General features: G+C 38.8%; 10 protein-coding genes. 7 read left to right on the forward strand and 3 right to left on the reverse strand.

What is annotated here, in order from left to right; all coding sequences use genetic code 11:
• The first annotated feature begins 194 nt into the window (after positions 1-194).
• Both IQ237_RS14310 and IQ237_RS14315 read left to right on the forward strand, forming a co-directional pair.
• Positions 195-1,436 (forward strand): sulfite exporter TauE/SafE family protein, encoded by a 1,242-nt coding sequence (locus IQ237_RS14310; RefSeq protein ID WP_194056309.1) that lies wholly within the window; start codon positions 195-197, stop codon positions 1,434-1,436.
• 32 nt (positions 1,437-1,468) lie between these two features.
• Complete coding sequence (locus IQ237_RS14315) at positions 1,469-2,068, forward strand: hypothetical protein (protein WP_194056245.1); 600 nt, start codon at positions 1,469-1,471, stop codon at positions 2,066-2,068.
• A 111-nt stretch (positions 2,069-2,179) separates the two neighbouring features.
• Here the strand turns inward: IQ237_RS14315 and galE are convergent, their stop codons facing one another.
• A complete protein-coding gene (gene galE, locus IQ237_RS14320; protein ID WP_194056247.1) occupies positions 2,180-3,178 on the reverse strand; it encodes a UDP-glucose 4-epimerase GalE in 999 nt (332 codons plus the stop codon).
• A gap of 253 nt (positions 3,179-3,431) precedes the next feature.
• On the opposite strand from galE, the gene IQ237_RS14325 reads away from it, so the two are divergent.
• The 4 genes from IQ237_RS14325 to IQ237_RS14340 all read left to right on the forward strand — a co-directional run bounded on the left by IQ237_RS14325 (position 3,432) and on the right by IQ237_RS14340 (position 8,056).
• Positions 3,432-4,073 carry a hypothetical protein gene (locus tag IQ237_RS14325; RefSeq protein ID WP_194056248.1) on the forward strand — a complete coding sequence of 214 codons (642 nt, stop codon included), beginning with the start codon at positions 3,432-3,434 and terminating at the stop codon, positions 4,071-4,073.
• Positions 4,074-4,256: 183 nt separating this feature from the next.
• Positions 4,257-6,008 carry an ABC transporter ATP-binding protein gene (locus tag IQ237_RS14330; protein WP_194056250.1) on the forward strand — a complete coding sequence of 584 codons (1,752 nt, stop codon included), beginning with the start codon at positions 4,257-4,259 and terminating at the stop codon, positions 6,006-6,008.
• Between the two features lie 152 nt (positions 6,009-6,160).
• Positions 6,161-6,979, forward strand: coding sequence for a Uma2 family endonuclease (locus tag IQ237_RS14335; protein WP_194056252.1), 819 nt, complete (start codon positions 6,161-6,163; stop codon positions 6,977-6,979).
• Positions 6,980-7,210: 231 nt separating this feature from the next.
• Complete coding sequence (locus IQ237_RS14340) at positions 7,211-8,056, forward strand: Uma2 family endonuclease (RefSeq protein ID WP_194056253.1); 846 nt, start codon at positions 7,211-7,213, stop codon at positions 8,054-8,056.
• Between the two features lie 142 nt (positions 8,057-8,198).
• On the opposite strand, the gene IQ237_RS14345 is transcribed toward IQ237_RS14340, so the two are convergent.
• Together IQ237_RS14345 and psbQ are read right to left on the reverse strand one after the other, a co-directional pair.
• Positions 8,199-9,347, reverse strand: coding sequence for an FAD-binding oxidoreductase (locus IQ237_RS14345; protein ID WP_194056255.1), 1,149 nt, complete (start codon positions 9,345-9,347; stop codon positions 8,199-8,201).
• Positions 9,348-9,594: 247 nt separating this feature from the next.
• Positions 9,595-10,038: a photosystem II protein PsbQ gene (gene psbQ, locus IQ237_RS14350; RefSeq protein WP_194056257.1), complete on the reverse strand. Its 444-nt coding sequence runs from the start codon at positions 10,036-10,038 to the stop codon at positions 9,595-9,597.
• A 436-nt stretch (positions 10,039-10,474) separates the two neighbouring features.
• Here psbQ and IQ237_RS14355 point away from each other — a divergent pair, with 436 nt between their 5' ends.
• Positions 10,475-10,906 carry a hypothetical protein gene (locus tag IQ237_RS14355; RefSeq protein WP_096567238.1) on the forward strand — a complete coding sequence of 144 codons (432 nt, stop codon included), beginning with the start codon at positions 10,475-10,477 and terminating at the stop codon, positions 10,904-10,906.
• The last annotated feature ends 284 nt before the right edge of the window (positions 10,907-11,190 follow it).

Genomic DNA, 11,190 nt, shown 5'->3' on the forward strand with positions numbered 1-11,190 from the left:
ACAACATCAATGATAATTGATAATTGATAATTGATAATTAGGTTTCAAATGAGGATTTCAACCCCAGATGAAACCGATCTGTCTACCAAGGTAGGGGAATCAAACCTTTACAATTATGAATTATGAATTAATAACTCTTAATTAATATAGGACTCCTATTTGATTTTTGAAAACATATAATATATCATCAGATGATGTTAGATTTACTACTTATATCGCTCCTGGGTTTTTTGGGAAGTTTTGGACATTGCTTTGGGATGTGTGGACCTTTAGCAGTTGCTTTTTCCCTTTCCCATCAACAAAAAACCCAAAATTGGCAACAGCAAGTAAAATTTCATACTCTGTTAAATTTAGGAAGACTGTTAAGCTATACCCTAGTAGGTGCAGGTATTGGCGCTCTTGGTTCGGCACTGGTTGAAGGTGGACAATTAGCAGGTGTGGGTAGTGATTTACGCCGCTGGATAGCTATAATTACTGGTATTATGTTAATTTGGTTTGGTTTAGGACAAGTTAGACCAGACTTAATACCGCATATTCCCTTATTACACCCTTTGTTAAAAGGTAATTTACATAACCGTTTAAGTGCGGGAATGGTGAAACTATCTTTACATACAAAATGGTGGACACCAGCACTTTTGGGTATGACCTGGGGTTTAATGCCTTGTGGCTTTTTATACGCTGCTCAAATCAAAGCTGCTGCTACGGGTAATTTATGGCAAGGTGCAATTACCATGTTAGCTTTTGGTGTGGGAACTTTGCCGACGATGTTAGGAGTAGGTGTTTCCACTTCCTTAATGAGTAAAGATAGGCGCAGTCAGTTATTTCGCTTAGGTGGTTGGGTGACATTAATCATTGGCATCCTTACCCTATTGCGAACGGGTGATACAATGGTAGACTACAGTGGACACGCTGCCCTAATTTGCTTAATTTTGGCCTTAGTTGCTCGTCCTCTCAGTAGTTTGTGGCCATCACCCATGCGCTACCGTCGTGCTTTAGGAGTAGGGGCGTTTGTGCTATCGGTGGTACATACCATTCATAATATAGAACACTCTTTAGAATGGAATTTTGCTGCTGTTTGGTTCTTACCGCTAGAATTTCAATGGGCGATGGGTGCGGGTGCTGTAGCTTTAGTATTGATGAGTCCAGCAGCTTGCACAAGTTTTGATTTTCTGCAAAAGTCATTAGGTAAGCGTTGGCGACAAATCCATCTTTTGAGTGTTCCGGCTTTGCTGTTGGCTACTATTCATGTAGTATTAATTGGTTCTCATTATTTGGGGGCTTTAAGATTAACTTGGGGTAATAGATTAGCAGCGTTGTTATTGGTAATAATTACTTTGGGTGTTTTGTTAGTGCGATCGCGCTGGTTTTGGTCAATTTTAAGATTAGAAAAATTATATGTTACCCCAAAAAAAGGTGATAAATCAATTGAAAATTGAAAATTGAAAATTGAAAACTCCTGCCTTCAATTATGAATTACAAATTATTCCTACTTTTGTTATTTATAACATTTACATCTCTTCCTGTTGCTTCTGCTCATACTGTAAAAATATCCGGTGATATTGGTGGTACTATCCACATTGAACCTAATGATAATCCCCGTGCTGGTGAACCTGCGGCAACTTGGTTTGCTTTGACTCGTAAAGGTGGTAAAGTCTTACCTTTAAAAGACTGTGATTGTCAGTTGGCTATTTATGCAGAACCCCATACACCAGGAGAACCGGCGCTGCTTGAACCTCCTTTAAAACCCGTTGATGCTGAACGTTATCAAGGCATACCAGGAGCAGAAATAACTTTTCCCAAACCAGGAGTTTATGAACTGCAACTGAGAGGGAAACCAGCAACAGCAGAGAGTTTTCGACCTTTTGAGTTAAATTTTCAAGTTACTGTGGCAGCAGGTAAAGCAATAGCAACACCACAAGTAGTAGAAAATGTAATTGAAGATAATCAACAGAATAATCAACAACAAAATGCGGTTATAGGTTTTGTACAACCTATAATTATCGTAGCAATTTTACTTTTATCTATAGGGATTGTAGTTTTTGTAGTAAAAACACTGAAAAGAGGGTAATGGGTAATTGATAATTGATAATTGATAATTGATAATTGATAATTGGTAAGAATAAACTCTTGCCTTTTGCCTTTTGCCTTTTTCTGTCACCAATCACCAATCACCAATCACCTACTTATGCCTTTTTTGATGCCAGTTCCAGGCGTGAGTGACAATATTTTTGATATCAGGATATATAGGTTGCCAACCTAAGATTTTTCTGGCTTTTTCACTGCTACCAATGAGAGAAGGAGGATCACCAGGACGGCGATCGCATTCTTGAACTGATATATTTATTCCTGTCACTTCCTGGGCAGCAGCAATAACTTCTTTCACAGAAAAACCATTACCATTACCTAAATTGAAAACATTACTTTCACCACCTTGAAGCAAATATTCCAAACCTAAAATATGGGCATCAGCTAAATCAGAAACGTGAATATAATCACGAATACAAGTACCATCAGGAGTGGAATAATCAGTACCAAAAATAGAAATTGATTGGCGTTTACCTAAAGCTGTTTGTAATACCAAAGGAATTAAATGAGTTTCGGGATTATGATCCTCTCCTAATAAACCACTAGGATCAGCACCAGCAGCATTAAAATAACGGAAACATACAGATTTTAAACCGTAAGCGACATCAAAATCCGAGAGTATCCTTTCTACCATTAACTTAGTAGCACCATAGGGGTTAATGGGATTTTGGGGATGATTTTCAGTAATAGGGATAAATTTTGGGACTCCGTAAGTAGCACAGGTAGAAGAAAAGACAAATTTTTTAATAGACGCTGCCAGCATCGCTTCCAATAACGTCAAAGTTGCCACAACATTATTACGGTAATATTTATCCGGGTCAGTTACGGATTCACCCACATAGGCATAAGCAGAAAAGTGCATAACTGCTTCAATGTTGTGAGTTTGAAACAGATGATCCAACAGGGGACGATCTTCTATATCACCTTCAATGAGTTTTACCTGCAAAACCTGTTCTACCAAATCTCGATGGCCATAGACCAGATTATCCAAGATTAATACCTGATAACCCTCTTGCAGTAAGGCTTTCACAGCATGAGAACCGATGTATCCTGCTCCCCCTGTGACTAGGATGGTGGGGTTTTGCGTTGACATAATTTTTCCTTTCAACGAGTTGACGACGACTACTCAATTAATTTATGCCACTGGTGTTAGGTTAGTCTTTTGAAAAATTCCAAATAATACACTCAGTGTCAAAAATTTGCTCTAAAATCACTACGACGGTAGTCTGTGTGCGTGAGGTGAGAGTTATTTTTAAGTCAGTGATAAATTGCAGTTTGACGATAAAATAAACCCACTTATCTTATTCTCATAGACTAGCCGCACAAGAAAATTAGAGAGTTAATCTATGTTTCAATTACTCAGCCGGGTCTTACTGTGGCTATTAATTGGCGTTGTTGCCTATTCTTTGTTCCAAAGATTCTACCCAACAGTAAGCTTTGTTGGCCGATTTGTGTTAGGGATTGTGCTGGTTGTTTTAGCTTTGGCATTTTTTAATCCTGGTGAACCTGCGGTGGCTTCCCTGTGGCGGTTTATCTCGTTTCCTCTCAAACCTCTGGGCGCAGCCGCTTTAATGTTGATGCTTGCTGCCCAAAAAATTAAAGGTGGTGGCATAGAAAAACCAGGGGGATACTTGTTGGGTTGGGCGCTGACAATTTTGTTATTGTCGAGTACACCCGCTATTGCTTACTTTTTAGTTAGATCACCGGTTGCAGCTATATTGCCTCCTCCTGCATTGGTGGCAACAGTACCAGCTATTAACCTAGCTATTAACAGTGCCAATACCATCTCCGATGTGATGACTGCTGGCATCTTACCTGTGGGTGATGTGAACATCCCATCTTATCTACTACAAAATCCTCAAGCTATCAGTACAAGAGGGTTGCGTGTAGAAGACTTTGTACCTAATGCGGAAACTCTGCAACTCACAACCCAAGTTTGGGAAAGTTATCTTAATCAAATTTACGTTTTCTTACGTGGGCGCTCATGATCAGTAGGCAGAAGAGGCAAGGGGGCAGGGCGCAGGGGGAGAATATTTATCTTTTGCCTTTTGCATGAGTGCCTTTTGCCTTCTATTCCCTGTTCCCTGTTCCCTGTTTTCAATTTTGACTTTTGATTTGATCTTGCCCCATGCCTTTTGCCAGTTAGGATCACAAAGTGTACAATTGCTTAAATGGCACAATCTCGACGGCTTGCTAAACTCGGTAGTTACTTACGTCCCCATTGGCGAGAGACTGCTTTGGGCATTATTGCTTTATTGTCTGTCAATGGGTTGGGCGTTTATATCCCTTTGCTGATTCGCTCTGGGGTAGATACACTTTCCACAACTTTTAGCTTGGATCAGGTACTACGTTATGTAGTGATAATTATCGCCCTCAGTTCCGCAATGTGGATGATGCGGATGGCTTCTCGCATCTGGATTTTTGGTGTGGGTCGTCAGGTAGAATTTGAACTGAAACAGCGAATTTTTGAGCATTTACTCCAACTAGAACCGTTTTATTTTGCTAGTAATACTTCTGGTGATCTTATTAGTCGGGCTACTAGCGATGTGGACAATATCAGGAGGTTGTTGGGTTTTGCGGTATTGAGTTTAGCAAATACTTTTTTTGCTTATACTCTGACGCTGCCAGTAATGCTATCAATTAGTGTGGATCTGACTTTAGCTTCTCTGGCAGTTTATCCGTTTATGTTTTTGTTGGTGCATTTTTTTAGCGATCGCCTACGCACACAACAAGCTGCTGTCCAAGAACAACTTTCGGATATTAGCGAACTGATCCAAGAAGATATCAGTGGTATTTCTTTGATTAAAATTTACGCTCAAGAAGAAAATGAGCGTCGAGCTTTTCAAAAGAAAAATCAGGCTTTATTAACAGCTAATTTGACATTAGCTAAAACGCGCAGTACTCTATTTCCCCTCGTTGGTGGTTTAGCTAATATTAGTTCCCTAATTATTATTTGGTTGGGAACTATGCGGATATCTTCTGGTAATCTGGCTGTGGGTGATTTTTTGGCTTTATTGATTTATGTAGAGCGTTTAGTTTTCCCCACGGCTTTATTAGGTTTTACCATTACTGCTTACCAAAGAGGTGAGGTGAGTATTGATCGGTTAGAATCAATTTTTAGCATCACTCCCAAAATTCAAGATCCACCTGATGCTATTTCTCTACCCACAAATACAGTTAAAGGTGAAGTTACAGCCAAAAATTTTAGTTACACCTACCCTGGTGCTAATATCCCGGCTTTAGATGATATTAACTTTACTATTAAACGAGGGGAAGTGGTAGCAATTGTCGGGGCTATCGGTTGCGGAAAATCTACTTTGGCTAATGCTTTACCCCGGTTGTTGGATATTCAGGAAGGACAGTTATTTTTAGATGGTTTGGATATTACAAAAATAGCATTAAATGATTTACGAGGTGCGATCGCCTACGTTCCTCAAGATAGTTTTTTGTTTAGTACCACCATTAAAAATAATATCCGTTATGGCGACCCCATTAGTGAACAAGAAAGGGTAGAAGCTGTTGCTAATCTCGCTCAAATAGCTGCCGAAATTAATCATTTTCCCCAGGAATATGAAACAATTGTCGGTGAAAGAGGAATTACCCTTTCCGGTGGTCAGCGACAACGTACATCTTTAGCTAGAGCCATGTTAATTGATGCTCCAGTTTTAATTTTAGATGATGCTCTTTCCAGCGTTGATAATCAAACTGCTACCCAAATTCTGAAAAATCTCTCTAGCGGTACACAACAAAAAACCGTGATTTTCATTACTCATCAACTTTCAGCAGCGGCGACTGCTGATAGAATCATGGTCATGGATCATGGTAAAATTGTGCAAATTGGTAAACATTCAGAACTTGTGGAACAGTCAGGATTATATCAAAAATTGTGGAGTCAGCATCAAGTAGAGGAGTTACTACATTGAGTGACTACATTAAAGTAGCAAATTTTCCTCTAAGGGCGAAGCATTCGGGCGACCAATTATCAATTTTATGAACAGGTTATTTTCCCAGTGCTTCGCCCCTACGACTCCTGACTCCTATTCCTAACTAGCAACTTGGGTTATTTAATTTATTTATGACTTTATCCCCTTACCTTACTTCTCAATCAGATCCTCCTCTTCCCCCTTGGGAAAGCCTCCCCACAATGTATGATTTACCTAGTGAGAACCCAGAGGAAAAAGGTTTGCCAGACGAATTTCATTTTTTACAACCATTACTTTTATACCTGACTTTTCAACCTATAAACTGGCTTCCAGAATTGGTTTATAGTGCTGCTGATCTAAATCTTTATTATGATTTAGAGCATCCTTTATGGTATAAACGGCCAGATTGGTTTGGTGTAGTTGGTGTTTCTAGGTTATATAAAGGTGAAGATTTACGTTTAAGTTATGTGACTTGGCAAGAAACAGCAAATCCTTTTGTGGTAGTGGAATTATTATCTCCTGGGACAGAAGATGAAGATTTAGGTAACAAGCAAAGTCAAAAAGATAAACCGTCTACAAATAAACCTCCTACAAAATGGGAAGTTTATGAACGTATTTTGCGGATTCCTTATTATATTGTTTTTAGTCGTTATACCAATGAACTCCACGCATTTCATTTAGTGGGTGGTCATTATGAACCAATGAATTTAATTGATGGACTTTTACCAATGCCAGAGTTAGGTTTAAGTTTAGGATTATGGTCAGGTTCATTTCGTGGTATTTCTAAGTTATGGTTAAGGTGGTTTACTCTTGATGGAGAATTAATTCCTGAACCTACAGAAGAAGCTGCTGTTGCTCAAGAAAGAGCTATTGTTGCTGAACAAGAAGCAACTCAAGCAAAAAGAACAGCGGAAATACTAGCAGAAAAATTGCGTCAGTTAGGTGTTAATCCTGATGAACTTGATGATTAACGTCAGTAAATAATTAATTAAATATTATTTGTCAGAATCAGGATGTCCAGGATTTTAGGATTTACAGGATGAAAAAAGGAATTTAATCACTAAATACTTATAAGCGATTACCTATTAACGTAATTTGCCAGTTATGCAAGAAAGGCTAGAAAATGGCAATTGATTCTTTCTCCTGACTCGTGACTCCTGACTCCTATTCCTAACTAGCAACGTGGGTTATTTCATCTATTTATGACTTTATCCCCTCCCCTAACTTCTCAATCAGATCCACCCCTTCCTCCTTGGGAAAGCCTCCCCACAATGTATGATTTACCTAGTGAGAACCCAGAGGAAAAAGGTTTGCCAGACGAATTTCATTTTTTACAACCATTACTTTTATATCTAACTTTTCAACCTATAAACTGGTCTCCAGAACTTGTTTATAGTGCTGCTGACCTGAATCTTTATTATGATTTAGAGCATCCTTTATGGTATAAACGGCCAGATTGGTTTGGTGTAGTTGGTGTTTCTAGGTTATATAAAGGTGAAGATTTACGTTTAAGTTATGTGACTTGGCAAGAAACAGCAAATCCTTTTGTGGTAGTGGAATTATTATCTCCTGGGACAGAAGATGAAGATTTAGGTAACAAGCAAAGTCAAAAAGATAAACCTCCTACAAAATGGGAAGTTTATGAACGCATTCTGCGGATTCCTTACTATATTGTTTTTAGTCGTTATACCAATGAACTCCGCGCATTTCATTTAGTGGGTGGTCATTATGAACCAATGAATTTAATTGATGGACTTTTACCAATGCCAGAGTTAGGTTTAAGTTTAGGATTATGGTCAGGTTCATTTCGTGGTATTTCTAAGTTGTGGTTAAGGTGGTTTACTCTTGATGGAGAATTAATTCCTGAACCTACAGAAGAAGCTACTGTTGCTGCGGAAGAAGCTGCTAATGCTAAAGAAGAAGCTGCTGCTGCTAAAGAAAGAGCTATTGTTGCTGAACAAGAAGCAACTCAAGCAAAAAGAAAAGCGGAAATACTAGCCCAAAGGTTGCGTCAATTAGGCGTTAATCCTGATGAACTTGATGATTAACGTCAGTAAATAATTAATTAAATATTATTTGTCAGAATCAGGATGTCCAGGATTTAAGGATTTACAGGATTAAATCAGGATGGAAAAATTGATTAATTAATCTGTCACCTGTCACCTGTCACCTGTCACCTGTCACCTAATATTAAGAACCTTGATCCATAATCATATTCTGCACAATTGAAGCTGTAGCAGGTGCGAGTAAAACACCGTTGCGATAATGACCAGTGGCTAAAATCACATTACTATAATTAGCTAATTTCTCAATCACGGGTGCTGGTCTACCTTCAGGACGGGGACGCAGACCAGACCAAGTACGGAGAATTTTCGCCTCGGATAAATCTGGACAAAAGGCGATCGCTTGTTGTTTGACAGATTCTAACAATTCTTTTTTAGCTAAAATCTCATCTTCATTATTGGGAAATTCTACCGTAGCACCCACCCAATAGTCACCATTACCCATAGGTACAAGATGAACATCATTGCCAGTAATCACTGGTTGAAAGTCAGGATTGCCTAACACCCGTCCTAAACTTAAATATAAAGCTTGTCCTAAAACTGGGCGAATATTTACCTTATGATTTAATTGTCTAGTCAGTAAAGTTGAACCTAAGCCAGCAGTCACAATAAACCAATCTGCCTCAACTTTACCTTCTGAAGTTTCCATAAATTTAAGTTTTTCAGTAACATGGGGTGTGATCTGAACTATGTCAGTAGAAGGTGCTTGATGATTGCGTACAGCCACACCAAATTTAAATTTTACCCCATTGCGTTGCGCTGCATCTACCAAAGCTAAAGTTAAAGCCGTGGGGTTGAGTTGCAGGTCTTGGGGAGAATAAACAGCACCAATCACAGTAGGATTATTAACTTGTGGACAGAATTTTTCTAGTTTTTCCTTGTCCCACACAGCTAACTGCCATCCTTGAGATTTACGAATTTCCCGTAATTGTTCCCAATCTGTCATCACTTCCACACCACTTTCTAAAGGGTGTGCAGGGTCTTCTGAGAGTAACATCACAAGACCTTGACGGTTACAAGGAATTTTCCGCCCTGTGATAGCTTCCAGTTCAGGAATCAAAGTTTGATAACGTTTAATACTTTCCTCGCGGATCTGCCAAGCTTTACCCTTGGTTTTATGGCTAATAATGCCCATTAAAACACCCAAAGCCGCAGCAGTAGAACCTTGTGCTGGTTGGTTTTTCTCAAAAACAGTGATATTTAAACCTTTAACTTGGCTCAGTTGATAGGCGATCGCCGCCCCAACTACACCACAACCGATAATTACTATATTCATAAATTTTGTAAACAGTGAGGGATGAAGAGTTAAGACTATCCTCTTCACCCTATCACTTGATTAACCTAGCGTTTTGTGACTCAAGACTCAGAGTTATTTAGTTGTCAGTGATCAGTTATCTGGTTAAAGCTGGTAATAGGTAATTGGTAATACAATTTTGGATTTTGGATTTTGGATTTTGGATTATATTTCATGAACTCCAATCTAAAATCTAAACTCTAAAATCTTGTCCCAGTTCCCAGTCACCTTACTCTGGAATCAGTTGTAGGAACTTGTCAACATCTGCAAAGGCATCTTTGTAAGCACTTAAAGCTTGACTGGTATTAACCCCACTAGCAGCTTGGTCAATTTTTACCAAATCACTCAATAAATCCTTGGTAATTTGTCTGGCTTTAGACTGGTCTTGGGGTAATAGGTTGGGGATAACATAGGTCATATTTAACCTAGCTTCCGTCATTGGTCCATGAATAAAATTACCCACCTTGATCCATTCATCGCTTTGAATCAGGGTTTTTAGTTCTTGTGAGCGATCGCGCACCACCTGAATATCAGGCACATATTCCTTAATTTTCACCAGTTGAGTCGGTGTGTAAGTTGGAGGTGCAGTAGCAACACTAGGACCGCCACAGCTGATCAGGAATGTAGTCAAGAGTACAAAAATCAGTGATAAAATAGAGCGTTGACGCACCATAAAAGGAAATTAATTTGCTATTTGTTTACCAATTTACAGTGTCATTTTAGATCGCTACTGTAATTTTTCGTTCTTACTAGTGAAAGTTTTGTCAAAAATTCTCTCACTTCATCGGCAGGAAATTCTTGCCCACCCAGTCAAAAGGCTTAGTTTCTGGTAATTAGGGTCATTTTTTAAGTATAATTACTCCAGTACAGCCGTAGACAAGGCAGTTAGGACATGAACTAAAACTAAAACTTAGATACTGAAAGGCATTTAGCACTGTCACCTGTCACCTGTCACCTGTCACCTATTCTAAATGTGAGGAAATCTTCATTCACAGTTGCAAAACTTCCAATCTTCTTGATAAGCTGAAACACTAATAAGACAAACCTTCTGGCGGTTTTTCTGTTTTCACATCCCCCACAGACCGATGCGATATTAGGAGAGTTTTAACGTGAATGCAGCTGAACAGGCAACAAACCTTGAACTAGCCAGCAAGATTGCTACAGTAGTGAACTTGTTTAAATTAGAGTTTCCTGATGCCAAAAGCGATCTGAAACCTTGGCATAATGACCCAGAAACCAGGGAACTCGTAGATCCTGATTCCATCGACATCGGTTTTCACTTTCCGGGAATCAGCAAATCTTGGCGCTGTCGTAGCGTTTTATTTCAAATCCGTTTTTATCAAGATCCTATCAATAAATCTCGGCGAGCTATTGGTATTGAAGTATCAGGATTTGATCATCGTGGGCAAGCATGGCGACTGTCAACGGTAGATCAATGGAGTTTTGTAGGTGAGTCTTTACCTTCTCCTGTTATTGGTGACAAACTCAAACAAATTTGCCGACAAATATTAGAAGTCTTTAACATAAATTCTGATTTATAAGGAGTTATGAATTTTGGATTTTGGATTTTGGATTTTGGATTGTTTTTTTCCAATTCAATCTAAAATTTATAATCTAAAATATTTCTCCCCATCTTCCCGCACCTTTTTCCCCAAGCTAACAAATCTGATAAATATTCAACAGAAATATCTCAAATTTTCTGCAATAAATATAATTCTATGATTCTATAATTCTGCAAGTTGAATTAATCAGCGTGTCAACATTCCCCAGGTGTTATCTACCATCAACATTACACCGAGGAAATATATGCGCTTTTCCAAATTTG

The sequence above is a fragment of the Sphaerospermopsis sp. LEGE 08334 genome, assembly GCF_015207205.1.
Classification (GTDB): Bacteria; Cyanobacteriota; Cyanobacteriia; order Cyanobacteriales; family Nostocaceae; genus Sphaerospermopsis.